Source organism: Nitrosomonas sp. Is35, from assembly GCF_033063295.1.
Classification (GTDB): domain Bacteria; phylum Pseudomonadota; class Gammaproteobacteria; order Burkholderiales; family Nitrosomonadaceae; genus Nitrosomonas.
The window spans coordinates 21272-45151 of sequence record NZ_JAWJZH010000001.1; the positions used below are offsets into that span (position 1 = coordinate 21272).

The 23880-nt window shown below is 50.7% G+C and carries 24 protein-coding genes and 1 tRNA gene; 16 read left to right on the forward strand and 9 right to left on the reverse strand.

The features are described from left to right. Positions 1-2 precede the first annotated feature (2 nt). The 4 genes from dsbD (at position 3) to R2083_RS00095 (ending at position 3800) form a co-directional block, all read left to right on the forward strand. Complete coding sequence (gene dsbD, locus R2083_RS00080; protein WP_317537104.1) at positions 3-1937, forward strand: protein-disulfide reductase DsbD; 1935 nt, start codon at positions 3-5, stop codon at positions 1935-1937. Positions 1938-2094: 157 nt separating this feature from the next. Continuing rightward, a complete protein-coding gene (locus tag R2083_RS00085) occupies positions 2095-2682 on the forward strand; it encodes a TlpA disulfide reductase family protein (RefSeq protein WP_317537105.1) in 588 nt (195 codons plus the stop codon). A 279-nt stretch (positions 2683-2961) separates the two neighbouring features. Then, a complete protein-coding gene (locus tag R2083_RS00090) occupies positions 2962-3297 on the forward strand; it encodes a BON domain-containing protein (RefSeq protein WP_317529564.1) in 336 nt (111 codons plus the stop codon). A 128-nt stretch (positions 3298-3425) separates the two neighbouring features. Continuing rightward, positions 3426-3800, forward strand: a complete 375-nt coding sequence (locus R2083_RS00095) for a DUF2784 domain-containing protein (protein ID WP_317537106.1) — start codon at positions 3426-3428, stop codon at positions 3798-3800. Here R2083_RS00095 and ttcA read toward each other — a convergent pair. Continuing rightward, positions 3792-4700 carry a tRNA 2-thiocytidine(32) synthetase TtcA gene (ttcA, locus tag R2083_RS00100; RefSeq protein WP_317529566.1) on the reverse strand — a complete coding sequence of 303 codons (909 nt, stop codon included), beginning with the start codon at positions 4698-4700 and terminating at the stop codon, positions 3792-3794. The two genes, R2083_RS00095 and ttcA, sit on opposite strands and share 9 nt — an antisense overlap. Before the next feature lie 159 nt (positions 4701-4859). Between ttcA and R2083_RS00105 the strand changes: the two genes are divergently transcribed. The 3 genes from R2083_RS00105 to R2083_RS00115 are packed head-to-tail and all read left to right on the forward strand — an operon-like array spanning position 4860 to position 6320. Next, positions 4860-5312 (forward strand): plastocyanin/azurin family copper-binding protein, encoded by a 453-nt coding sequence (locus R2083_RS00105; RefSeq protein WP_317529567.1) that lies wholly within the window; start codon positions 4860-4862, stop codon positions 5310-5312. Further along, a complete protein-coding gene (locus R2083_RS00110; protein ID WP_317537107.1) occupies positions 5309-5839 on the forward strand; it encodes a DUF411 domain-containing protein in 531 nt (176 codons plus the stop codon). Before R2083_RS00105 ends, R2083_RS00110 begins: the two co-directional genes overlap by 4 nt. Positions 5840-5852: 13 nt before the next feature. Further along, positions 5853-6320 (forward strand): cytochrome c, encoded by a 468-nt coding sequence (locus tag R2083_RS00115; protein ID WP_317537108.1) that lies wholly within the window; start codon positions 5853-5855, stop codon positions 6318-6320. Between the two features lie 21 nt (positions 6321-6341). Here the strand turns inward: R2083_RS00115 and R2083_RS00120 are convergent, their stop codons facing one another. Then, a complete protein-coding gene (locus R2083_RS00120; RefSeq protein ID WP_317537109.1) occupies positions 6342-6752 on the reverse strand; it encodes a hypothetical protein in 411 nt (136 codons plus the stop codon). 399 nt (positions 6753-7151) lie between these two features. Between R2083_RS00120 and mutS the strand changes: the two genes are divergently transcribed. Then, a complete protein-coding gene (mutS, locus tag R2083_RS00125) occupies positions 7152-9752 on the forward strand; it encodes a DNA mismatch repair protein MutS (protein ID WP_317537110.1) in 2601 nt (866 codons plus the stop codon). 31 nt (positions 9753-9783) lie between these two features. Here mutS and R2083_RS00130 read toward each other — a convergent pair whose 3' ends face one another. The 7 genes from R2083_RS00130 to lnt all read right to left on the reverse strand — a co-directional run bounded on the left by R2083_RS00130 (position 9784) and on the right by lnt (position 16941). After that, positions 9784-10263, reverse strand: coding sequence for a peptidylprolyl isomerase (locus tag R2083_RS00130; RefSeq protein WP_317529572.1), 480 nt, complete (start codon positions 10261-10263; stop codon positions 9784-9786). Between the two features lie 137 nt (positions 10264-10400). Continuing rightward, positions 10401-11093, reverse strand: coding sequence for a SprT family zinc-dependent metalloprotease (locus tag R2083_RS00135; protein WP_317537111.1), 693 nt, complete (start codon positions 11091-11093; stop codon positions 10401-10403). A gap of 2 nt (positions 11094-11095) precedes the next feature. Then, on the reverse strand, positions 11096-11821 hold the full coding sequence (locus R2083_RS00140; RefSeq protein WP_317537112.1) for a lysophospholipid acyltransferase family protein: 726 nt from the start codon (positions 11819-11821) through the stop codon (positions 11096-11098). 2 nt (positions 11822-11823) lie between these two features. After that, positions 11824-12363: a D-glycero-beta-D-manno-heptose 1,7-bisphosphate 7-phosphatase gene (gmhB, locus tag R2083_RS00145; protein ID WP_317537113.1), complete on the reverse strand. Its 540-nt coding sequence runs from the start codon at positions 12361-12363 to the stop codon at positions 11824-11826. 1 nt (position 12364) lies between these two features. Then, the gene (glyS, locus tag R2083_RS00150; protein ID WP_317537114.1) at positions 12365-14515 is read right to left on the reverse strand and encodes a glycine--tRNA ligase subunit beta; all 2151 of its coding nucleotides are present in this window, start codon (positions 14513-14515) and stop codon (positions 12365-12367) included. Continuing rightward, positions 14512-15438 carry a glycine--tRNA ligase subunit alpha gene (gene glyQ / locus R2083_RS00155; protein WP_317537115.1) on the reverse strand — a complete coding sequence of 309 codons (927 nt, stop codon included), beginning with the start codon at positions 15436-15438 and terminating at the stop codon, positions 14512-14514. Before glyQ ends, glyS begins: the two co-directional genes overlap by 4 nt. 45 nt (positions 15439-15483) lie before the next feature. Continuing rightward, positions 15484-16941, reverse strand: a complete 1458-nt coding sequence (gene lnt, locus R2083_RS00160; RefSeq protein ID WP_317538955.1) for an apolipoprotein N-acyltransferase — start codon at positions 16939-16941, stop codon at positions 15484-15486. Between the two features lie 429 nt (positions 16942-17370). Between lnt and R2083_RS00165 the strand changes: the two genes are divergently transcribed. From R2083_RS00165 to R2083_RS00200, 8 genes are all read left to right on the forward strand, one after another. Then, complete coding sequence (locus tag R2083_RS00165) at positions 17371-19107, forward strand: tetratricopeptide repeat protein (RefSeq protein ID WP_317537116.1); 1737 nt, start codon at positions 17371-17373, stop codon at positions 19105-19107. A 96-nt stretch (positions 19108-19203) separates the two neighbouring features. After that, positions 19204-19974, forward strand: a complete 771-nt coding sequence (gene minC, locus R2083_RS00170; protein ID WP_317529580.1) for a septum site-determining protein MinC — start codon at positions 19204-19206, stop codon at positions 19972-19974. Between the two features lie 25 nt (positions 19975-19999). Beyond that, complete coding sequence (gene minD, locus R2083_RS00175; RefSeq protein WP_090315069.1) at positions 20000-20812, forward strand: septum site-determining protein MinD; 813 nt, start codon at positions 20000-20002, stop codon at positions 20810-20812. Then, positions 20809-21087: a cell division topological specificity factor MinE gene (minE, locus tag R2083_RS00180; RefSeq protein ID WP_317529581.1), complete on the forward strand. Its 279-nt coding sequence runs from the start codon at positions 20809-20811 to the stop codon at positions 21085-21087. The genes minD and minE overlap by 4 nt, the downstream gene beginning before the upstream one ends. A gap of 40 nt (positions 21088-21127) precedes the next feature. Beyond that, entirely contained in the window at positions 21128-21799 is a 672-nt protein-coding gene (lolB, locus tag R2083_RS00185; protein WP_317529582.1) for a lipoprotein insertase outer membrane protein LolB, read from the forward strand. Positions 21800-21841: 42 nt separating this feature from the next. Continuing rightward, positions 21842-22681 carry a 4-(cytidine 5'-diphospho)-2-C-methyl-D-erythritol kinase gene (ispE, locus tag R2083_RS00190; RefSeq protein ID WP_317537117.1) on the forward strand — a complete coding sequence of 280 codons (840 nt, stop codon included), beginning with the start codon at positions 21842-21844 and terminating at the stop codon, positions 22679-22681. Between the two features lie 6 nt (positions 22682-22687). Next, a tRNA-Gln gene (locus tag R2083_RS00195) sits at positions 22688-22762 on the forward strand. A gap of 155 nt (positions 22763-22917) precedes the next feature. Next, entirely contained in the window at positions 22918-23868 is a 951-nt protein-coding gene (locus R2083_RS00200) for a ribose-phosphate pyrophosphokinase (RefSeq protein ID WP_090315077.1), read from the forward strand. The last annotated feature ends 12 nt before the right edge of the window (positions 23869-23880 follow it).

A 23880-nucleotide genomic window follows, 5' to 3' on the forward strand; every position in this document is an offset into this window, starting at 1 on the left:
CGATGCGATCAATCCAATTTTTGTTACTGATTTTATGTTTGGCCAGTACTCAGGTTCATGCCGAGGAAGGCAGTTCTTTCAGCTTATTCCAGAAACTGCAGGGACTGGGGATCAAGCTGGGTCAAAGCAATCCGCAAGAGCTTCTGCCTCCGGACGAAGCCTTCAAGCTATCGGTGGAAGTGCGCGATGGCCACACGTTGATCGCGAGCCTGACACCGGCCAAGGATTATTATTTGTATCGCGATAAAATCGTGTTTGAGCCCAAGCAAGACGGCATGGTCATTGAAAAAATCACATTGCCGCCGGGTAAAATGAAAGAAGACGCGACGTTTGGTCAAACGGAAGTCTATTACAGCCCGGTACAAGCCATCATTTCGCTAAAACGTGAGGATTCCGCAAGCGAGCAACCGCTGACGCTATCGGCGACTTACCAGGGTTGCAATGAGCCGGTCGGGGTTTGTTACGCGCCGATTCATAAAGCCATCGATCTGACGTTACCGGCGGTGAAGGCCGCTATCGGCGCGGTTGCTAACGCCGTGAGCAACCCGGCGGCTGCGGCCGGGGTGGATGCTACCGCGGAATTGTTCCGCATGCCGTCCAAAGCGCCTGCCATTGAAACCGAGGCGTACAAGATTGACCAAATGTTTCAAACCGGTGATTTCTGGCTGATCCTGACCGGATTTTTCGGCATTGGCCTGCTGCTGTCCTTTACCCCCTGTGTGTTTCCGATGTTTCCGATTTTGTCGGGAATTATTGCCAATCGTGGCAAACACGTGACTAAAAGTCATGGATTTATCCTGGCATTGGCGTATGTGCTGGGCATGGCGATCACATATGCCATTGCCGGTGTGGCGGCTGGGTTGTCGGGCTCAATGCTGTCGGCGGCATTGCAGAATGCCTGGGTGCTGGGTTCGTTTGCAGTGATTTTTGTGCTGCTGTCTTTTTCCATGTTCGGTTTTTATGAGCTGCAATTGCCCGGCGCGTTGCAGACCAAGCTATCCGAGGAAGCCGGTCACCTTAAAGGCGGGCATTTGACCAGTGTGTTCGGCATGGGCGCATTGTCGGCGTTGATCGTCGGGCCTTGCGTCGCGGCCCCTTTGGCCGGTGCTTTACTGTATATCAGCCAGACCCGCGATGTGATCCTGGGTGGCTCCGCGCTGTTCGTCATGGCGCTGGGGATGGGCGTGCCCTTACTGTTGCTGGGCACTTCCGCCGGTGCGTTGTTGCCAAAAGCCGGGGCATGGATGGAATCGATCAAGCGGTTCTTTGGCGTATTACTGCTCGGCGTCGCCATCTGGTTGATCTCTCCGGTTATTAACGACGTGGTGCATATGCTGCTGTGGGCGGCGTTGCTGATTATCTCGGCAATTTATCTGCATGCGATCGATCCGCTGCCGGAACGCGCTTCGGGTTTGCAGAAATTTCTCAAAGGCATTGGCGTTATTGCTTTGCTGGTGGGTGTAGCACTATTAATCGGCGTGTTATCCGGCAGCCGCGATGTGTTGCAGCCGTTGTCAAAACTAAACTTGGCAGCGGATGCGGCAAGCGGTCAAGAGACAGCAGTTTCAAGCTATCCGGCTTTACCTTTCCAGGGGGTAAAAACAGTTGCGGAATTGGATGAACAAATCCGCCAATCCAAAGGCAAGCACGTTATGGTCAGATTTCATGCGGATTGGTGCGTTTCCTGCAAGGAAATGGATCGTTTTACGTTGTCCGATGCCAAAGTGCAATCGCGCTTGAAGGATGTCGTGCTGCTGCAAATCGATGTGACCGACGGTACACCGGATGATGCGGCTTTATTGAAACGATTCAAGCTGTTCGGGCCACCGGGCATTCTATTCATCGATCCTCAGGGCAACGATGTTTCTGATATTAAAGTGATCGGTTTTCTGAATAAAAACGATTTCTTAACCGTGCTGAACGCCGTTTTGATTTAGGCATGCATCAAACCTCACCGCAGGTTTCTGCAGATTGAAAATTATCTAAGGAAGTGAAGTAGCGATGCCAAAATCTAAACTTCTTGCGTTGTATTTGCGCGCACTAAAACCCAATATCAAGTTTCTTCAAGCTGGAAAACTATCAAAGGATTTCGTGATGTCAAAATTTAAGCAGATTTTTTTGTATGTTTGTGTCGCATTATTTGCATTGGGAGCGGGTTCATTTCTGCGATCCGTATTAACGGAGTCGTACCAGGTTGAATTATCCAGCGCAGAGAGCCAGCAAGGTGCGAAAGCCATTCTGGAAGCTAATTTACCGGATATTCACGGCGAAAATCAGGCCGTTTCGCAGTGGCTTGGAAAAGTCTTGGTGGTGAATTTCTGGGCGACCTGGTGTACACCCTGCCAAGAGGAAATCCCCGAGTTTGTCGAGGCGCAGGAAAAATACCGCGCGCAAGGATTGGTGTTTGTCGGCATCGCGCTGGATCAAGCTGACAAAGTGAAAATGTTCAGCCAGGAATTCGGCATCAACTATCCCGTATTAGTCGGCAGCATGGATGCATGGTCGCTGGCTGCGGCGGCTGGCAACCGCATGTCGGTATTGCCTTATACCGTGGTCATTAACCGTTCCGGTGAAATTGCGGAAACCTATGTAGGCCGGGTCAATCTGAAAAAACTGGAAAAATTGGTTCTGCCGTTACTCAAGGAAAATTCACCAGCGCAGCCGTCAGAAAAAACCAGTTAATAGTTTGGCATCTATTGCGCAAGCATTCCAAAAAAACAATTGCTAGCCGTGATATTCAGGTAATATTTATTGCAGGAATGGAATGCTTTTTATACTGATATGCGCGCGAGCTACTCTGTCCATACAAAACCTCGCATTCTGATTTTGCGAATACTTACCGGAATTCAATAACACTGTTAATTTTGAATTGAATCAAGTTCAGAAGGCAGTAACGCAAGGGTCTTTAATCTAAATGTGACGAGGGATATTTTTCCAATATTCATTTAGGAGAACCTCATCATGGTAAAACTTGATCGTAATAGTTGTTTCGTTGTTTTCTTTTTAATTGCGCAGATGGCTTTCTTCCCGGCTTGCACGTCGGTGCCTAAGTATGAGGGAAGCACAGAGCAATACGATGATATTGTCATCACCACCAAGGTTCACGAAGCCATTATCGATGAGCTCTCCTTGCGGCCTTTCGAAATCAATGTCAGAACCGTGAAGGGCGTGGTCGAACTCAGCGGTACCGTCAATTCTCGCGACGATATCGATAGAGCGATGGCGGTTGCACGCGGTGTCAGTGGCATCCGGTTTATCAAGAATGATATGCGAACCCAAGGAACCGGTGATTATTAATTTTGTTTGTGCCAATGAATTGCAAGTTTTTGTTTTCCATACAACTTGCAATTCATTCCTGTCTCAATGGCGCGATGAGTTGTTGCGCCGGTCATCGTTAATGCAAAATTACCCAATCAAACACGCCATTGGCTGACATTGTACTGATCGTCCATTTTTTGTATGTGCTGTTTGTGGTTGGAAGCCTGCCCGTCATTTGGCTGGGCGCGTGGTTTAAGCTGCGCTTTGTCAGCAATCCGTGGTTTCGTTATTTACATCTTGGCGCGATTGTATTGGTCGTGATGGAATCTTTGATGGGTGTCGTTTGCCCGTTGACCGCATGGGAAAATAGCTTGCGCCAGGTTGAAACCGGCGGCAGTTTTATTCAGCATTGGCTGCATCGCATTATGTTTTACGATGTACCGGAGGGTGTGTTAACAGCGATTTATATTGTGTTTGCCGGTTTGGTCGCGATGACGTTCAAATGGGTGCCGCCCGTGCACGGAAATCGCCGGTCACGATGAAGAAACGAGCGAACGATCATCTGCTTCTTCCGCGCCAGGGGTTAGCATTTCTTCGATATTGGGTTCGAAAGTTTCTTCATCGAACGCCGTGTCCCCGTCGATAAAAGGTTGGTCTTGCGCTTTCAGATTGAAGAAATCATAGCGGGAAGTATCGGCCAGATGCGATAGTTGAACGTTTTGTAAGGAACGGAACATGGTTTCCAGGCGGCCGGGGAATTTTTTGTCCCATTGTTGCATCATTTCTTTGATGACCTGGCGTTGCAAGTTCGGTTGTGATCCGCATAAGTTGCAAGGAATAATCGGAAAACCCGCCATTGCCGCATATGCCGCCAAATCCTTTTCCTTGCAGTAAGCTAGCGGGCGGATAACGATATGCTTGCCGTCGTCGCTAACCAGTTTGGGTGGCATCGCTTTCAGTTTTCCGCCATAAAACATATTCAGAAACAAGGTTACGAGGATATCATCGCGATGATGCCCCAATGCGATTTTGGTCGCGCCCAATTCGCTGGCAACCCGGTAAAGCACGCCGCGGCGCAAACGCGAGCAAAGGCTGCACGTGGTTTTCCCTTCCGCGATGACGCGCTTTACAACGCTGTAAGTATCTTGTTCGACGATACGGAAAGGCATGCCGATTTCCGTCAGGTAGTTGGGCAGTACCTGCTCGGGAAAACCGGGTTGCTTTTGATCCAGATTGACCGCGATCAGCTCAAATTCCAATGGCGCATGCGCTTGCAGATTGCGCAGGATATCCAATAAAGCATAACTATCCTTGCCACCGGACAAACAGACCATCACCCGGTCACCGGCCTCGATCATATTGAAATCAGCAATTGCAGTACCGGTCAGCCGCCGCAAGCGTTTTTGCAGCTTATTGGTATTATATTGTTGTTTTTGTTGCATACTTTATGAGATTCCAGTGGATGAAAATGACCTTCTTAACCCGGTAAAATGCACGATACTGGTGGCGGAATATTAGACAAATAAAGTGGAACAATTTAGCATAGCCGGATTCTAATCAAGACGGATAAACAGGTTCGGGAATTATTTCAGGAGCATTCTATGAACGGGATTATACCATTTGTGGTCCTGGTCTTGTTTTCAACCGGTAGTTACTCGAATACTAACTATTCCAATGTTGAAGTGGATATTGGCAGGCTGGGTGATGCCGACAAAGTATCCCGTATCATCAAGCTGACCCAAGTGGATAATATGTTTTTACCGGCTGAAGTCAAAGTAAGTGAAGGCGAAACGATCCGGTTTGTGGTGAAAAATGGTGGCAATCACCCGCATGAAATGTTGCTGGGTTCGATGGCAGAGTTGAAAAAAGTTGCTAATATGCGGCGCATGTATCCTGATAAGGAGCACTCCGAAGCTCATTTGCTGCAACTGGAGCCGGGCGAGCAAAAAGAATTGATCTGGCAATTCACGCGTGTAGGAACGATTGATTTTGCCTGCCCGTTGCCGGGCCATTTTAAGAAGATGCATGGAACAATCATTGTGGAGAAAAAATGAAATTACGAATAGGTGCGATACTGGCAGCCGGATTGTTGGGTGTTGCTGCGCAAGCAGCCGCTACGACCACGGTTGATGTTTATAAAAGCCCGACCTGCGGCTGTTGCGCTAAATGGGTCGATCACATGCGCGATCACGGTTTTACCGTAAAAACGCACGATGTGGGCAATAAGGAAATCCGCAAAAAATCGGGTATTTCCGAATCCCTCGGCTCTTGCCATACCGCGTTGATCAACGGTTATGCGATTGAAGGGCATGTACCGGCGCCGGACATCATCCGCTTATTGAAAGAAAAACCGAAGGCGGTTGGATTATCCGTTCCCGATATGCCGCATGGTACACCGGGCATGGAAGGCAGCGGGCGGGTCGATCCCTATAATGTTCTGCTGATCGAAGAACGGGATCAAGCGCGCAAGGATACGAAGATCTATCACCGCTACGACCCTTTTGCCAAGAAAGCCTCGCAAGAAGCCGAACCGGTTAATGCTGAGCCGGAGAAAAGCGGTTCTGTGATGCGCTTGAAGTAGCAGCGGCTTTTTCATGATCGTCCGTAATGTGGTGCTCTGCATTTTTGCTGCAACGATGCTGGGCTGCGGTAATTCTCCGCTGCCCGGCGTTTCTTCCGGTCAGCATCAGGTCGATAGCAAGACAGGCTTAATAAAGCGGAATTTGGATCAAGCGCAAATCAAACGCGGTGAGAGTGTCTACAACGCCAATTGCATTGGATGCCATGGGCCTAACGGTGAAGCGACTCCGGAATGGCGTAAACCTGGCCCGGATGGAAAATATCCGCCACCGCCATTGGATAGCACCGCGCATGCCTGGCATCATTCGACCGATGTTTTGAAAAAAACGATACTCAAAGGAACACCGCTTGAAATTGGTTCCATGCCAGCATGGGAGGGTAAGCTGACCGAACAGCAGGTGGATGATGTGATTGTCTGGATCAAATCCCTATGGTCGGACGAAATTTATGACATCTGGTTCAAGAATTTTGAAGGAAAGTAGCAGTAGCACCGCTGATGATAGTCATTCTTCCGTTTTTTGTTCCAGTGATCTTATTTGTTCCAGGATAACCTGTTTTTCATTTTCCAGTTCCGTGAAGCGCGCATACAGCCGGTTTAAGTCGGCTGTATATTTTTCAATCCGTTGATCCCTTTCTTGTTTCTGCTGCATTAAATTATTGTAATTAGGCACCGGAATACTTTGCCCGGGTGTGCTCGGCAACGGTATATTCATGGGAGGCTCAGCCATGTCATTGCGGCGTAATTCTTGAATCATCATGAATTGCTGTTGAATGGATTGAGATTCTTGCTGTATGCGAGCTAACGCTTTTTCCAGCTGACGTGATTGTTTTTCCGTATCCGTCATACCCTTATCCTCATTAGCCCAAGTCGCGATGGAAAAAGTCAGTGCCAGCAAAAAAAGAATTGTCCGCATGGTATACGTGCCTATTCAAAAGAAGAATTACTGCGAGTGTTTCACGCCACAAAGCAGCATCTTCCATTCTACACGCCGGTTGATTCGATGCGCTAATGGCGTGCCGCTTGCGATTGCTTCAGTGTAATGCGTCAGCCAGCTTTTTTGTGAGTTTGTTTGTCTTGTTGATTGAAATATTTCAATAATCCTCAATACCTGGAATAGTGATTATTTCGATTTACTCAATCACTTAAACTTTGCTTCATTTTTGATACGATCCGGCGGGTCAATTTCCCGGAATTTTCTCAATAATTTTGCCTATAATGGAGTACAAATGTTGAGGTGGCGCTAAGCAGTTCTACTCCATTTATCCATCCGGATGATACATTTTCCAATACCATAATAATCTGACACGAATAAATGAAAACCCCAAAGGAACAGCACACGCCGATGATGCAGCAATATTTGCGCATCAAGGCGCAGCATCCGGATATGCTGATGTTTTACCGCATGGGGGATTTTTATGAATTGTTTTTTGACGATGCGGAGAAAGCGGCAAAGCTGCTGGGAATCACGCTGACACAACGCGGCGCTTCCGCCGGGGAGCCGATCAAAATGGCGGGTGTGCCATACCATGCGGCCGAGCAGTATCTGGCAAAGCTGGTTAAAGCGGGTGAATCCATTGCGATCTGCGAGCAGGTCGGAGATCCGGCGACGAGCAAGGGGCCGGTAGCCCGTGAAGTGACGCGCATCATCACGCCGGGAACGCTGACCGATGCGGCATTGCTGGAAGATAAGCGCGATTGCATCTTATTGGCGCTGTCGATACAGGAATCGGCCTTGGGGTTGGCTTGGTTGAATCTCGCGGCGGGGCAGTTGCGCGTGCTGGAAACGGCGCCGCACAATCTGCTCAGCGAGCTGGAACGCTTGCAACCGGCGGAGATTCTTTTGCCCGAGTCATTGAATTTGCCCGAAATACAAGGAAGAAACTGGGCGTTGAAGCGTTTGCCGCTGTGGCAGTTCGATCATGACAGCACGCGCAATACGCTGACGCGGCAATTTGCAACCCATGATCTCAGCGGCTTCGGTTGCGAGGATTTGTCCACCGCGCTGTGCGCCGCCGGGGCATTATTGGAATACACGCGCCTGACGCAGGGATCGGCCGCGCCCCATATTTCGTCGTTGCAAGCGGAGCGGGAAAGCATTTATGTGCGCATGGATGCCGCAACGCGCCGCAATTTGGAAATTTCCGAAACGATACGCGCCGAGCGATCGCCGACGTTACTGTCGTTGCTCGACACTTGCGCCACCAATATGGGCAGCCGTTTGCTGCAATTCTGGCTGCATCATCCGCTACGCGATCGCGCCGTCATTCAACAGCGGCTCGATAGCGTGGCAGCATTGACCGGAGAAAACGGGCAGCATCATTTTGCGGCAGTGCGCGTTCTGCTGCGGCAATGTGCCGATATCGAACGGATAACCGCGCGTATTGCGCTGAAATCGGCGCGGCCAAGGGATTTATCGGGTTTGCGTGACAGTTTGAAGCTGCTGCCGCAAGTCATCCTGGCTACCGCTCACTGTAACAGCGAGCGCATCGGTCAATTGCTTCACGACATGCAGATTGAACCGGCGGTGGTGGAGTTACTGAGCAAAGCGTTGCTGCCGGAGCCGGGCGTGGTGTTGCGCGAAGGTAATGTCATTGCCGACGGTTTTGACGCCGAGCTGGATGAGCTGCGTGCGCTGCAAAACAATTGCGGTGAATTTCTGTTGCAACTGGAAATACGCGAAAAGGAACGCACCGGCATTCCCAATCTGAAGGTGGAATATAACCGTGTGCATGGTTTTTATATCGAAGTTACGCATGCGCACAGCGAGAAAATCCCCGCCGATTACCGGCGCAGGCAAACATTAAAGAATGCCGAACGCTACATCACGCCGGAATTGAAGACCTTTGAAGATAAAGCCTTGTCTGCACAGGACCGGGCGCTGGCGCGGGAAAAATATTTGTACGAGGGATTATTGAACGCGCTCGCCCAGTATATTCATGCGCTGCAAAAAATCGCCGCGAGCGTTGCGGAAATCGATGTTCTGTGCGCATTTGCCGAACGTGCGCAAGCCCTCGATTATGCCGCTCCGCAGTTAACCGGTGAGGATGTGTTTACCATCGACACCGGCCGCCATCCGGTGGTGGAACAGCAGGTGGAAAACTTCGTCGCCAATGATGTGCAACTGGGTGGCGAGCATAGTGGAAAACCGCGTATGCTGATGATTACCGGTCCCAACATGGGCGGTAAATCAACCTACATGCGGCAAATCGCGCTGATTGCCTTGCTGGCGCATTGCGGCAGTTATGTGCCGGCGAAAGCAGTGCACATTGGAATGCTGGATCAAATCTTTACCCGCATCGGTGCTGCCGACGATCTGGCCAGCGGACGCTCGACGTTCATGGTGGAAATGACCGAAACCGCCAATATTCTGCATAACGCCACCGCGCACAGCCTGGTGTTGATGGACGAAGTCGGGCGCGGCACGTCGACATTTGATGGTTTGGCTCTGGCATTTGCCATTGCGCGTCATCTACTGGTCAAGAACCGCAGTTTTACTCTTTTTGCCACGCATTATTTTGAATTGACCAAGCTTGCGGAAGAATTCAAGCAGCTCCAAAACGTGCATTTGGATGCGGTCGAGTATAAGCACCGCATTGTTTTTCTGCACAAAGTTGCCGAAGGACCCGCCAGTCAAAGTTACGGCCTGCAAGTGGCTGCACTTGCAGGCGTTCCCGAAGCGGTGATCAAGCTGGCGAAGAAACACTTGATCAAGTTGGAACAGGAAAGTGTGAAGCAAGAACCGCAATTGGATCTGTTTTCTGTTTCGATTGCCGGGCCGCAAGAGGAAAGCGTGCAAGAACATCCCGTCATTACCATGCTGCAAAATCTTTCGCCGGACGAATTGAATCCCCGGCAGGCATTGGAACAACTCTATTTATTGAAAGAAGCCCTGGGTACTGCGGATAACAGCTGACTTTTATCACCCCAGTGCAATTTTTGCTGCATTAATGCTCATGCCCGTGCGCACCGTGAACATGCTCGTGCGCGATTTCTTCTTCCGTAGCCGGACGCACATCTGTCACGGTGCAGGCAAAATTCAATCGCATCCCGGCAAAGGGGTGGTTACCGTCGACAATAACCGAGTCTTCCGTGACGTCAGTGACTTTGTAGAGAATAAAATCATCGGAATCTTCCGCGCCGCCTTCGAAGTGCATGCCGATTGCCACATTATCGGGGAATGAATTGCGTGGTTCCACGCGAATTAATTCAGCGTCATACTCACCGAAAGTATCTTCCGGCTCCATCGAAACCGTGCAGGAATGACCAATCTCCTTTTCATGCAACGCTTCTTCAACCAAGGGAAAAATACCGCCATAACCACCGTGTAAATAACTGATCGGTGTATCGGTTTTCTCCAGAACTTTTCCCGAAGCGTCCGACAATTCATAGTTGAGTGAGACCACGGTATCTTTTAAAACGCGCATGTTATGTTTATCCTCGCTTTGGTGATTGCAAAATTAGAAAACTTCTAATAATCAAGATGATTATTGGTTACTAAAACTTGTATTGAATAGGCGCCCATTATACGCATAAAGCTATTTTTTTCCTGCAAAACAAGAGATCAACCATAGTTTTTGAGCATTTTCCGGGCAGCCTGATAATCGGGGTAAATCGTTCCGACCAGTCCCCAAAACGCCTTCGAGTGATTCATTTCAATCAGATGCGCCAGTTCATGTACGACGACGTAGTCGATCAAATGCAGTGGCAGTTGGATCAAGCGCCAGTTGAGCGTGACAAGACCACGGCTGTTGCAGCTGCCCCAGCGGGTTTTGGCGCGAGACAGGCGGAACGGCGGCGGGGGTACATGCAATGCCGGGGCGTAGATGGCAATGCGCTCTTTGAAGCAGGCAATCGCTTGCTGGCCGTACCAGGCCATGACGAATCGCTCGATTTGGCGGAGACTGAGTTGCACTAGGGATTGTTGCGCTGCTTCACAGGTAAATTGCCGCACCATTTCGATCTCGCCGGATGGTTTCAGTGCGATGCGCCACGGTTCGCCGAGCAACGGATAGGCCGCATCATGCGTCCACGTCAATGCGAGGCTTTTTTTGGTTTGCCATTGATCGAGCTTTTTTGTGATCCAGCCGGCTTTTTCCCGCAGAACGGTATCGATGTGCGGGAGTGCGGTTTGCAGCGGCACGCTGATGCGCAAACCGTGGTGATCAATTTGTAAACCGATCGATTTGCGCTGGCAACGTTTGAGTGTGTAGGTAATTTCCCGGCCGTTGAGCGTCGTGGTGGCTTGCACGAGCATGGTTACGGTTCTTGCGGGTTTTTCCGGCCGATACGCAGCATTTCAGCCTCGATCCAGGCTTCCACTTGCGCGTTTAGTTCCCCGGCTTCCATGCCGGTGGGATCGATCGGCTGGCCGATGCTGACGGTAATGGTGCCAGGGTGTTTGACGAAAGAATTCCTTCCCCACAACTCACCGGCATTGTGCGCGACCGGCACCACCGGCACATTGGTGTGCGTCGCCAGCCAGGCGCCGCCGATGCGGTATTTGCCGCGTTGTCCCGGCGGGATGCGCGTGCCTTCGGGAAAGATCACGATCCAGAATCCCTGTTGCAAACGGTCCTTGCCTTGCTCGACAATTTGTTCCAAGGCTTTCTTCCGCGCGCTGCGGTCAATCGCTATCGGGCTGGTCATTGCCAGCCCCCAGCCAAAAAACGGAATGCGCAGCAGTTCTTTTTTCAACACCCACACTTGCGGCGGAAAGATTTCCTGGAAAGCCAAGGTTTCCCACGCCGATTGGTGTTTGGATAACACGATGCTCGGGGTTTTCGGAATATTCTCCGCACCAATGATGCGATAGCGGATGCCGCACAGATTGCACAGCAGAAACAGCATGATGCGCGTCCAGCTCGAAGTCACGCGGTAGCGGTTATGCGGCGACAGTGGAAAACAAGCGAGCGTAAAAATGGCATACGGCGGCGTAATGATGATTTGCAGCAGCATATACAGCGCCGAACGGAAAATGGCCACTCTTATTCTTCTCCGGCCAGCGCATCCGCTACGGCGGCGAGATTGGCGAAAATCTGCGTATGCGCGGGAATTTCCTGAGCGGCGCGTGTCGTTTCTCCATTGCCGGTCAGCACCAGCATCGGTATCGCGCCGATTGCCGCAGCCGCTTGTAAATCCTTCAACGAATCGCCGACGGCAGGGATATTTTTTAAATTAACACCGTAGCGCTGCATGATTTCACCAAACAAACCGGTGGCCGGTTTGCGGCACGAACATTTATCCGCGTTGGTATGCGGGCAAAAGAATATGGCATCGATGCGCCCGCCTGCGAGATGGACGGCCTTGTACATTTTGTCATTGATGGCGTTGTAAGTCGCCATATCGAGCAAACCGCGCCCGATGCCCGATTGGTTGGTGGCGATGACCACGCGATACCCGGCATGCGTCAAGCGGGCAATCGCTTCCAGGCTGCCGGGAATCGCGATCCATTCGTCCGGCGTTTTGATAAACGTGCCGCTGCTCTGATTAATTACGCCGGTTTGATCGAGGATGATCAGTTTCATGTCAGCTGGCCAGTTTTGAAAGATCGGCGATTTGATTCATCGTCTGGTGCAGTTGCTTCAGCAAAGCAAGGCGGTTGTTACGCAATTTTTCATCGTCGACGTTCACCATCACGTGATCGAAAAAGGTATCGACCGGAGTTTTCAACGTTGCCAGCAGTTGCAGCGAAGCGGTGTAATCACCAGTGGCAAAAGCTTCTTTGGTCTTCGGTTCAATGCCTTGCAACGCTTGATAAAGCGCTTGCTCATCGGCTTCCGGCAACCCATCAGGATCGACGGCATCAGGGATAGCGCTTTCGGTCTTTTTAAGAATATTGCCGACGCGCTTGTTGGCCGCCGCCAGACTGACCGCTTCCGGCAGTGCGGCAAACGCCCGCACGGCAGCAAGACGTTTCGGGATATCGCTTAAATGCTGAGGATTCAAACTGAGTACGGCGTCGACTTCTTGTGCGGTGTAGCCTTGTTCGCGCAAATAACCAACGAGGCGTTCCCAGACAAATTTCTTCAATTGCAGCAGTAATTCTTCCAGATTAGGGGGCAATTTCAGAAAAACCCCTTGTAGATTCGGAATCGCGGTGATACTCAATATTTCTCGATAAGTCTGATCGATTAATTGATTCAATTCAAAATGAGCCAGGTTTTTTTCGATCAGAATGCGAATGACTCCCAATGCATGACGGCGCAACGCAAACGGATCTTTGTCGCCGGTTGGTACTTCACCGATTATGAACATGATCACTAGTGTTTCCAGTTTATCCGCAAGCGCCAGACAAATACCCGCCGGGTTACGCGGCAATTCGTCACCGGCAAAACGCGGTTTGTACTGATCTTCGATGGCAAATGCAATAGCATCGCTTAAACCTTCATGCTGTGCGTAATAGCGCCCCATGATGCCTTGCAGTTCAGGAAATTCACCGACCATGTCGGTCAGCAAGTCTGCCTTGGCCAACTTAGAAGCCTTAACGGCCTGATCGGCCAGCTCATTGCCTCCTAACTGTGCGCCAATCATTTTGGCGATGGCGCAAACAGAGTGTATGCGTTTTCCTTGTGTATACGCTTTGTTGTGATAAACCACTTTATCCAATTCCGGCAAGCGCGATGCCAGCGTTTTTTTGCGATCCTGATCGAAGAAAAACTTGGCATCGGCAAGGCGTGAGCGCACTACGCGTTCGTTACCGGTGATGACGTGGGCCGGATCGGACGGGCGGATATTGGAAACCAGCAGGAATTTGTTGGCCAGTTTTCCTTGTGCGTCGAGCAGCGGGAAGTATTTCTGGTTCGCTTTCATGGTCAGAATCAGGCATTCCTGCGGTACTTGCAGGAACTCCGCGTCGAATGTGCCAACCAGCACATTGGGATGTTCGACCAGCGCGGTAACTTCGTCCAGTAAAGCCTCGTCGTTGACCGGTGTGAGATGCTGCTGCGCGGCAGCGGCTGCCAGCTGGCGTGCGATTTCCGCGCGACGCTCGGCGAAACCGGCGAGCACTGCGCCTTCGGTGGCCAGTTGTTGCGCGTAACTATCGGCATTGTGCAATACGATGGGATTTACTTTCGCCTCAAAGCGATGCCCCTGGGTTTCCCGCCCGGCTTGCAGACCGAGAATATTCACCGGAACGATGTCCGCACCGTGCAATGCAGTCAGCGCGTGCGCTGGACGCACAAAATTGACGCTGCTCCAGCCGTCCGCCAATTGGTAAGTCATCACTTTGGGAATCGGTAGTTTACCAATCGCTTCCTCTAACGCTTTTTGCAGTCCATCGGTCAGCGCGATGCCTGTCACGGTGGTATCCCAGAACAGCGTTTCGGTTTTGCCATCCAGCGCACGTTTGAGCTGCGGCACGACCGAGGCATCCGCGCCGAGGCTGGCCAGTTTTTTCAATAACGGCGGTGTGGCCTGGCCTTCCGCATCCAGACCGACTTTGACCGGCATCAGTTTTTGCGTGACTGCTTGATCGGCCGCTTGATCGGCAACATTGACGATATGCACCGCCAATCGTCTCGGGGTTGCATACGGTGTGATGGTTGCGTCGTGCGCGATCAGCCCTTGCGCTTTCAGGCTGTCAGCCAGCAATTGCGCAAAACTGGCGCCCAATTGTTTCAGCGATTTGGGCGGCAATTCCTCGACCAATAATTCAACCAGCAGATTCTTGCTCATGATGCGGATTCCTGCATGTCGGGCATTTGTGCGACCCATTCGCGCGGCGCCATCGGGAACGGCGGATTGAGGTTTTTACGGCTGTCGTAATACGCTTTGGCGACCTGCCGCGACAGATTGCGGATGCGCCCGATATACGCGGCGCGCTCGGTGACGGAAATCGCGCCGCGCGCATCGAGCAAATTGAATGTATGCGCTGCTTTCAACACTTGCTCGTAGGCCGGAAGCGCCAATTGCTGTTCAATGAGGTGATTGGCTTGCGCTTCGTGCTTGCCGAACGCCAGAAACAGAAATTCGGTGTCGCTGTACTCAAAGTTATATTTGGATTGCTCGACTTCGTTTTGATGATACACGTCGCGGTATGTCAATCCTTTGGTCCAGGTTAGATCGAACACGCTTTCCACACCCTGCAAATACATCGCCAGACGTTCCAATCCGTAGGTGATTTCACCGGTGATGGGTTTGCAATCGATACCGCCGACTTGCTGGAAATAGGTGAATTGCGTGACCTCCATGCCGTTCAGCCAGGTTTCCCAGCCCAATCCCCACGCGCCCAAGGTCGGATTTTCCCAATCGTCCTCGACCAGACGCACGTCATTCTGCGTCAAATCAAACCCCAATAAGCGCAGCGAATCGAGATACAAATCCAGAATGTTTTTCGGCGCCGGTTTCAGCACCACCTGAAACTGATAATAATGCTGCAAACGATTGGGATTGTCGCCGTAACGGCCGTCTTTGGGGCGGCGCGCCGGTTGCACATAAGCGGCTTTCCACGGTTCGGGGCCGATGGCGCGAAGAAACGTGGCGGTATGGCTGGTGCCCGCGCCCACTTCCATATCGTATGGCTGCAAAATCGCGCATCCCTGCTCGTTCCAATACTGTTGCAAGGTCAGGATTATTTCCTGGAAGGTCAATGTCGGCATGAAAAGTCGAGTTTTATCGCCATTAAAAGAAAAATTATGCGGATTTTACCGGGTTTTCCATGCCGCGCGGAAGGCGGATAGCAAACCGATGCACAATAACAACCCGGCCAGCCCTAGCACCGGGTAATTTCCCATGCGCACATACGGTGTCGCGCCGGTAAAGCCTTGCGCCAATCCATGCAGCGCCGCGGTGGTGAAAATTTCGATGGTTTGCAACACCCTGCCGCGCTCGTCGATGATCGCGGTCACGCCGGTATTGGTGGCGCGCAGCATGTAGCGTCCGGTTTCCAAGGCGCGCATTTGCGAAATCTGCAAGTGTTGCTGCGGCCCGATCGAGCGGCCGAACCAGGCATCGTTACTGACATTGACCAGCATCGTCGCTTGCGGCAATTGATAGATGATTTCCTCGCCGAACACGTCTTCGTAACAAATATTGATCGCGACGCGCTGCCCGGCTAAATTCATCGGCTGCTGATCCAAACCGCCGCGCGAGAAATCGGACAGCGGAATTTGCAGCACTTGAATCACCCAGCCAAAAAGCGGTTTGAAGGGAATGTATTCACCGAAGGGAACCAGGTGATGCTTGCGGTAACTCTGTTCCGGCGCGGAACCGAAGCTGAACATGGTGTTGTAATATTCGTTGCCGTTATGCGTTGTGCGCTCGGCCAGGCCGATCAACACGTCGCCGTTGTTATTCCTGGCATGCTCGGCCAGATACGACAAATACAGTGGCGGCACAGTATCGCTGAACAACGGAATGGAAATTTCTGGCGTCACGATCAAGCGGCTATCGCTTTCCACGATCAGCTTGGCGTATGTTTGCATGGTGCTTTCCAGGTGATCTTCACGCCACTTCATATCTTGCGGAATATTACCTTGCAGCAAACTCACGCTAACCGGTTCTCCTTCCGGTTTAACCCAGTCGATCAACTGCAAGCCATACCCGCCGCACCACATCAGCAGCAAAGGCAGGGCGTAGCGCCATTTTTTAATCCCCTGATCAAACCAGAAGAAAAGCAGGGCCGCGCTGAATATCAGCAAAAACGAAATACCGTAAACACCGAAAACCGGCGCAAAACCCGCCAAGGGACTGAACGGTGCTTGCGAATAGCCCAGCGCCAGCCAGGGAAAACCGGTAAACAACGTGCCGCGCAACCATTCCGACAGCACCCATAGAGCCGCAGCCAGCGATGCCCAAAGAAAAGGCGAAGTCAGGCGGGAGCGGGTCAGAAGCCAAAAGCCCACAGCCGGAAACAGCGACAGGTAAGCGCAGAGTACGATCAATGCAACCACCGCAATGGGCATCGGCATGGCGCCAAAATCGTGCAAACTGACGTAAATCCAGGTGACCCCGGCGCTGAACAGTCCCATGCCGAAACCGAATCCCAACGCGGCATTTTTCAGCGGGCTTTGGCTTTTGTGGCACAATCCCAGTAATACAGCCACGGTGATGACCGGCACCGGAAAAAGATAGAAAGGCGCAAAACCGAGCACGGTCAGCATGCCCAGCAGAAAAACAATAACCAGTTTTAACAAAGGATTTTTCAATCGAGTCCAATTAGCGATGAAGATGGGAAAAACTGCCAGCCGCCGGAAATTACCGGATACCGTAGAAACTGCACTGAACTTTCATATTTTAATGGTGTTCTCAGCATTTGCTTTATCATAAATTAACCCGTGACATCTTTGCGTACAATTTTAATCTTACTTTTCCGGGTGACATTCCATACGACTTATGCTAAATAATTATTTATTCACTTTATTGCCGGTATAAAAGTAGAATATGCGCACTGTTTTGCGTAACATCCGGTCTTGAATCCAGCGCACGGCTGCACGAAAAATGACTGAATGCTAAATGATTTAATGAATCCTGCGAATGCGGCACGGAAGTTGTACGTTTTATCTTATATTTGAAAATCAATCGGATTTCTCATGAAATTTAAAATTCTATGCGTGTTATTGCTGTCCGGACTTACTGCCTGCGCGCAGCTTCCTTCCAATAAGGAAGCAGAAAAAACAGGGGAATCCGCCGATCCGGAAGAAGTCAGTCAGCTGAATTTACCCAAGCAGGAGCTGACTGCGCCCATTCTGTTTGATTTTTTAGTCGGAGAGACCGCATTGCAGCGCGGCAGCTTGGATATTGCGGTCAACCGCTATGTCAAGCTGGCCAAAACGACGCGCGATCCCCGTATCGCCAAACGCGCAACGGAAATTTCCCTGCATGCCGGCAATCCCTTTGCGGCGGAACAAGCGGCCACGCTGTGGGTTGGACTCGAGCCTGATTCCGTCGATGCGCGCCAAACCATCGCCGCACTGCTGGTCAATCTGGGCAAGCTGGATGCCGCGCGGCCCCATCTCGAAAAACTGCTGGCTACGGAAAAAGAGGGCGTCGGCAATGCCTTCATGCAACTCAACCAATTGTTGTCACGCAATCCGGATAAAACCGCGACACTGCAATTGATACAACAGCTTTCACAACCGTATAAGGATGTTCCGGAAGTTCATTTCGCCATTTCCCAGGCAGCATGGTTCGCCAATCAGCATCAGCTGGCACTGGATGAGATGCAGCGTGCGTTGGCTTTGCGTCCCGAATGGGAAATCGCCGCCGTGCATAACGGCAGAATACTGCAACGCGTTTCCGCTGCCGATGCAAGCGAATTTTACCGCGGCTATCTCGATAAATATCCGGAATCCAACGAAGTCAGAGTGGCTTATACCCGGGTACTGATCGGTGCAAGCGAGATTGAACAGGCGCGCGAGCAAGTGCAATGGTTATTGGATAAAAATCCCGAAGACGCGGAAATAACCCTGGCAGCGGGATTATTGGCCACGGAGATGGGTGATTTTGATGTTACGGAAGCCAGTTTCAAAAAAGCGCTGACTCTGGGATACAAGGATACCAATGCGGTGTACTTCCACTTGGCGCAGATTTATGAAGAAACCAATCGTCCCGATTTAGCCATGGAAGCGTATCAGCAGGTAAAAAGCGGAGGGCGTTATTTACCGGCGCAAATCCGTTATGCGGATTTATTGGCATTAAAAGGTCATTTGCAGGAAGCGCGCGCGCATCTGCAAAAACTACCCGCCGCCAATGATCAGCAAGCAGCGCATTTGATCTTGGCAGAAGCGCAGATTTTGCGGCGTTCCAAGGCTCACCAAGAAGTCTACGATTTGCTCGATGCAGGATTAAAGAAACTGCCGGATTATCCCGAGCTGCTTTATGATCGCGCCCTGGCAGCCGACAAGCTGGGTAAATTTAAAATCCTGGAGCAGGATTTGCGCAAATTGATCAAGCTGAAACCGGAAAATGCACATGCCTATAATGCGCTGGGTTACAGCTTCGCTGAGCGCGGCATGCATTTACCGGAAGCGTTGAAATTGATCAGGAAAGCCGTTGAGCTCTCTCCAGAGGATCCCTATATTATGGATAGCTTGGGTTGGGTATACTACCGCATGGGAAATTTCGTGGAAGGATTGAATTTTCTGAATTTGGCATTCGCCGCCCGCCCGGATGCGGAAATTGCGGCGCACTTGGGTGAAGTGCTTTGGGTACAAGGCGCTAAAGACGATGCCAAGAATATATGGCGTACCGCTTTGGAAAAAGATCCGGATAACGAAATCCTGCTGGAAACATTGCAACGCTTAACAAAAAAGAAAGCGATTGATTAAACCGGTTTTCATTGGCATGACCGGTATCTTTTCAAACATCATAAACAGTGCTTTGATCCCTGCCATGAATCTCTGTGAGCCTGTCAAACAATTAAAATGCTAAACACCACTCCAGCACTGGAATTCAAAAGCAGCACTTTTTTCGCGCCCATCTTGATTCTTTACACCAACGATCTGGCTGCAATCGAACAGACACTGCATGAAAAAATCAACCTGGCGCCGGAGTTCTTCAAAGACTCTCCGCTGATTATCGATTTGCGCGAATTAAACAAACAGAATCTGGATATCGATTTCACGCAGATCATCCAGCTGTTGCGCAGAGTCAGTTTTTTTCCGGTCGGTATCCGCGGCGGCAATGAGAACCAGAATAAACAGGCGCGCGCTTTATTCATTCCGATCGATACGGTGCGCGAACAAGGAAATACAATCACTGTCGGAGCGGAAGCACCCAAACAGGAAACGGCTCCACAGCCTGCCGCACAACCGGAAACAGCCGCGATCAAAGAGCCGGTCCGGCCTATCCCGATTCCGCCGGTTGCCGCAACGGCAACCTTGGTGACGCAGCCGATCCGCTCGGGACAACGAATTTACGCAGCCGGTGATTTGATCATTTTGTCGCAGGTCAGCGCCGGCGCCGAAATTATGGCCGAAGGCAATATACACGTCTATAATACGTTAAGAGGGCGCGCTTTGGCGGGCGTTCATGGCAATACAGCCGCCCGGATATTTTGTTTTGATCTACAGGCAGAGCTTATTTCCATCGCGGGCGATTATAAAACCAGCGAGGACTTGAACAAACAAACATACAAGAATCCCGTACAGATATACTTGCAGAATCATGCGTTAATCATAAAAGAGATCGCTTAAGACCAAACAGGCAAAGGAGGCTCAATTGGCAAGAATTATAGTCGTGACATCAGGCAAGGGTGGCGTTGGTAAAACAACTACAAGCGCAGCAATTGCTATGGGGCTGGCGAAAAAAGGGCATAAAACAGCGGTCATCGATTTTGATGTGGGCCTGCGGAATCTGGATTTGATTCTCGGCTGCGAACGCCGGGTGGTCTATGATTTTATCAATGTGATCAATGGCGAAGCCAGTCTCAATCAAGCGCTCATCCGCGATAAGAACTGCAATCTGCTGTATATCCTGCCGGCATCGCAGACTCGCGACAAAGACGCGCTGACGCAGGAAGGCGTGGGCAAGGTTTTAGACGAATTATCCAAGGATTTTGAGTATATTGTGTGCGACTCTCCCGCCGGTATTGAGAAAGGCGCGAATCTGGCGCTTTATTTTGCCGACGATGCATTTGTCGTTACTAACCCAGAAATTTCTTCCGTCCGTGATTCGGATCGCATGTTGGGGATTCTATCCAGTAAATCACGCCGGGCCGAAAGAAATGAAGAGCCCATTAAAGAGTATTTATTACTGACCCGGTATGATGCCGACAGGGTTAAGCTGGGTGAGATGCTGAGTCTGGAGGATGTGCAGGAAATCCTGTCGCTGGAATTATTGGGCATTATTCCCGAATCGAAATCGGTTCTATCCGCATCAAACGCAGGTATGCCGGTCATTCTGGATGAAAAGAGCGAAGCTGGTCAGGCCTACGCCGATGTCGTTGCGCGCTACTTGGGAGAAAAACTGCCGCATCGGTTTATCGATGGTAAACAAGGGTTTCTCAGAAGGCTATTCGGAGGAAGAAAATGAGTTTACTGGACTATTTCAGATCATCTAAACCTAAAACCGCTTCGCTGGCGAAAGAACGATTACAAATTCTGGTTGCGCATGAGCGCAGCTACCGCAATCAACCTTCGTATTTGCCGCAATTGCAAAAAGAGCTGCTAGAGGTTATCCGGAAGTACGTGAACGTTGATCAAGACGCGATATCGGTTAACTTTGAACAAGACGAGAATCAGGAAACGCTGGAACTCAACATCGTGCTGCCTGATTTTCAACAAACCAATAAATCGATCAACAGTTAAAAGTTTAAGCACATTCACTGCCGTTGGTAATTGCGAATTGATGTCAGCCCGTTTTAATAGTGAATTACCAGCAAACGGATGCAGAATTCAGCCGTGGAAAGTTACTCTGGGAATTCTGGTCAGTTGTATTTTTCCGCTATTTTCCGGCTGCCAGCTTTTACCCGTTCAAACGCAACCCGAAGCGGCCGTCACGACCATCCAGACAGAGCCTGTTGCGGGTGCGCATAACGCAGCTGCCCCTGATTTCAACATCCTGGGCAGAATAGCGATTCAAGACGAAAATCAAAGTTTTTCCGGCAGCTTCCGCTGGCAACATCTAGCCGCCAGTGATGAAATTTTGCTATTCACACCGTTAGGCCAAGCGGTCGCGGAAATTTCCAAAGATCACGAAGGCGTGCGGCTGATCACCTCTAAATTGGAAGCTTTTTATGCCAACGACGTGGAGAGTTTGACGGAAGAAATTCTCGGCTGGCGCTTGCCGCTCAATGGGCTGCAATTCTGGATACAGGGCATGCATTCGCCTGCAAACGCGTCGCAAAAGGATCTCGATAATAAAAATCAGATTATCGCGATCCGGCAAGATGGCTGGCACATTCATTATCAAGGCTTTACGGCGGCACAACCCAACGCCACAGCACTTCCCCGGGTGCTGAATTTAGTCTACCAGAAACTGAAAATCCGCTTGGTTGTGGATGATTGGAAAGTTGAATAACCGTTACTGCCGTTAAAGCATAAGCGCTTAATCCCTATTTTTATGTTCACATTTCCCGCTCCTGCCAAGCTGAATCTTTTTTTACATGTCGTTGGCCGTAGACCCGATGGTTATCATTTGTTGCAAACGGTTTTCCGCTTTATCGATTTTTCCGATCAAATCAGTTTCGAGTTACGCGATGACGGTATCGTCAAACTGCACAATCCGATTGCCGGTGTGCCGGAAGAAAAAGATTTATGCGTCCGCGCCGCCAAACTGCTGCAACAGAAAACCGGGACCACGCAGGGTGTGGATATCTTTATGCAGAAACAAATTCCGATGGGCGGCGGCCTGGGCGGCGGGAGTTCTGATGCCGCCACCACACTGCTGGCACTGAATCACTTGTGGAAAGTGAATGTAAACCCGGAGCAATTGCTCGAATTAGGACTTCAACTGGGCGCCGATGTGCCGGTATTTATTTTTGGACACAATGCCTTCGCTGAAGGAGTCGGCGAAAAACTCGCCGCCATTGAACTGCCACCGGCATGGTATCTGGTTCTTGTGCCACCGGTGCAAGTATCGACCGCAGAGATTTTTACCAGTAAGGAATTGACACGCAACACGATACCCATCACAATACCGCCCTTTTCTGTCTGGCAAGGGCATAACGATTTAGAATTAGTCGTTTGCCTGGCATATCCCGAAGTGGCAAGATGCTTGGAGTGGCTAAAGCGGCTAGAAAATACTACAATAGCAGCGATGAGCGGTTCGGGCGCTTGTGTGTTCGCAGAATTTGCCACAGAACAAGCAGCACGGGCTGCATTTGAACAGATTCCAGACGATATGAAAGGGTTTGTCGCAAAAGGATTGGATTGTCATCCGATGCACAAAGCCTTGAATTAAGAATTTAGGGGAGTCGCCAAGTGGTAAGGCACCGGATTTTGATTCCGGCATTCGTAGGTTCGATCCCTACCTCCCCTGCCAGTATTTTGGCTTGGTAGTAACTCCGGAGAGGAGACTATTCATTCATTCTGATTGAGAATGGATGCGGAATAAAACAAAACTGTGGTCATCACAGCTGCTTATTAACCAGAGAAACCTGTACTCCCTATTCCAGCTAGCTAGCGCGAAGAAATATCATGGCTTATGACAGTTTGATGGTCTTTACCGGAACTGCGAATCCCAAATTGGCGGAGGATGCTGTGAAGCATCTCAATATCCATCTGGGGCGCGCTACTGTCGGACGCTTCAGCGACGGTGAAGTCATGGTGGAAATTCTCGAGAATGTGCGCGGTAAGGATGTGTTTGTATTGCAATCCACATGCGCGCCCACCAATGACAGCTTGATGGAGATAATGGTCATGGTGGATGCGTTGAAACGCGCATCGGCCAGCCGTATTACCGCTGCAATTCCCTATTTCGGCTATGCCCGTCAGGATAGACGGCCGCGCTCGGCGCGTGTCCCGATTACCGCCAAAGTGGTCGCCAATATGCTGAGCACCGTAGGTATTGACCGGCTGCTCACGATGGATTTGCATTCGGATCAAATCCAGGGTTTTTTCGATATGCCGGTTGATAATATTTATGGCATGCCCATTTTGCTCGGCGATATCTGGAAACATAATTACCAGAATTTAATCGTGGTATCGCCGGATGTCGGCGGCGTAGTCCGCGCCCGCCATCTGGCAAAGCGCTTGGAATGCGATCTGGCCATCATCGACAAACGCCGCCCCAAACCCAACGAGGCGAAAGTCATGAACATCATCGGTGAAGTCAAAGACCGTACCTGTGTGATTATCGATGACATGGTGGATACCGCCAATACGCTGTGTCAGGCAGCCAATGCATTAAAAGAGCACGGCGCGAAAGCCGTGATAGCGTATTCCACACACGCGGTATTATCCGGCAATGCGGTGGAACGCATCCAGAATTCGGCGTTGGATAAGCTGGTGGTGACGGATACCATACCATTGCGCGAGGACGCGCAGGCATGCGATCGCATTTGTCAGTTGAGCATCGCCAACCTGCTGGCGGAAACCATGTTGCGGATCAGCAATGAAAGCTCTTTAAGCTCATTATTCATGGAATAGATTACGTTTTTT

Coding starts and splice junctions, on each gene's coding strand:
- dsbD (WP_317537104.1), top strand. CDS start 3: ATGCGATCAATCCAATTTTTGTTACTGATTTTATGTTTGGCCAGTACT.
- R2083_RS00085 (WP_317537105.1), top strand. CDS start 2,095: ATGTCAAAATTTAAGCAGATTTTTTTGTATGTTTGTGTCGCATTATTT.
- R2083_RS00090 (WP_317529564.1), top strand. CDS start 2,962: ATGGTAAAACTTGATCGTAATAGTTGTTTCGTTGTTTTCTTTTTAATT.
- ttcA (WP_317529566.1), bottom strand. CDS start 4,700: ATGCAACAAAAACAACAATATAATACCAATAAGCTGCAAAAACGCTTG.
- R2083_RS00105 (WP_317529567.1), top strand. CDS start 4,860: ATGAACGGGATTATACCATTTGTGGTCCTGGTCTTGTTTTCAACCGGT.
- R2083_RS00110 (WP_317537107.1), top strand. CDS start 5,309: ATGAAATTACGAATAGGTGCGATACTGGCAGCCGGATTGTTGGGTGTT.
- R2083_RS00115 (WP_317537108.1), top strand. CDS start 5,853: ATGATCGTCCGTAATGTGGTGCTCTGCATTTTTGCTGCAACGATGCTG.
- R2083_RS00120 (WP_317537109.1), bottom strand. CDS start 6,752: ATGCGGACAATTCTTTTTTTGCTGGCACTGACTTTTTCCATCGCGACT.
- mutS (WP_317537110.1), top strand. CDS start 7,152: ATGAAAACCCCAAAGGAACAGCACACGCCGATGATGCAGCAATATTTG.
- R2083_RS00130 (WP_317529572.1), bottom strand. CDS start 10,263: ATGCGCGTTTTAAAAGATACCGTGGTCTCACTCAACTATGAATTGTCG.
- R2083_RS00135 (WP_317537111.1), bottom strand. CDS start 11,093: ATGCTCGTGCAAGCCACCACGACGCTCAACGGCCGGGAAATTACCTAC.
- gmhB (WP_317537113.1), bottom strand. CDS start 12,363: ATGAAACTGATCATCCTCGATCAAACCGGCGTAATTAATCAGAGCAGC.
- glyS (WP_317537114.1), bottom strand. CDS start 14,515: ATGAGCAAGAATCTGCTGGTTGAATTATTGGTCGAGGAATTGCCGCCC.
- glyQ (WP_317537115.1), bottom strand. CDS start 15,438: ATGCCGACATTGACCTTCCAGGAAATAATCCTGACCTTGCAACAGTAT.
- lnt (WP_317538955.1), bottom strand. CDS start 16,941: ATGCTGACCGTGCTCGGTTTTGCGCCTTTCTATCTTTTTCCGGTGCCG.
- R2083_RS00165 (WP_317537116.1), top strand. CDS start 17,371: ATGAAATTTAAAATTCTATGCGTGTTATTGCTGTCCGGACTTACTGCC.
- minC (WP_317529580.1), top strand. CDS start 19,204: ATGCTAAACACCACTCCAGCACTGGAATTCAAAAGCAGCACTTTTTTC.
- minE (WP_317529581.1), top strand. CDS start 20,809: ATGAGTTTACTGGACTATTTCAGATCATCTAAACCTAAAACCGCTTCG.
- lolB (WP_317529582.1), top strand. CDS start 21,128: ATGTCAGCCCGTTTTAATAGTGAATTACCAGCAAACGGATGCAGAATT.
- ispE (WP_317537117.1), top strand. CDS start 21,842: ATGTTCACATTTCCCGCTCCTGCCAAGCTGAATCTTTTTTTACATGTC.
- R2083_RS00200 (WP_090315077.1), top strand. CDS start 22,918: ATGGCTTATGACAGTTTGATGGTCTTTACCGGAACTGCGAATCCCAAA.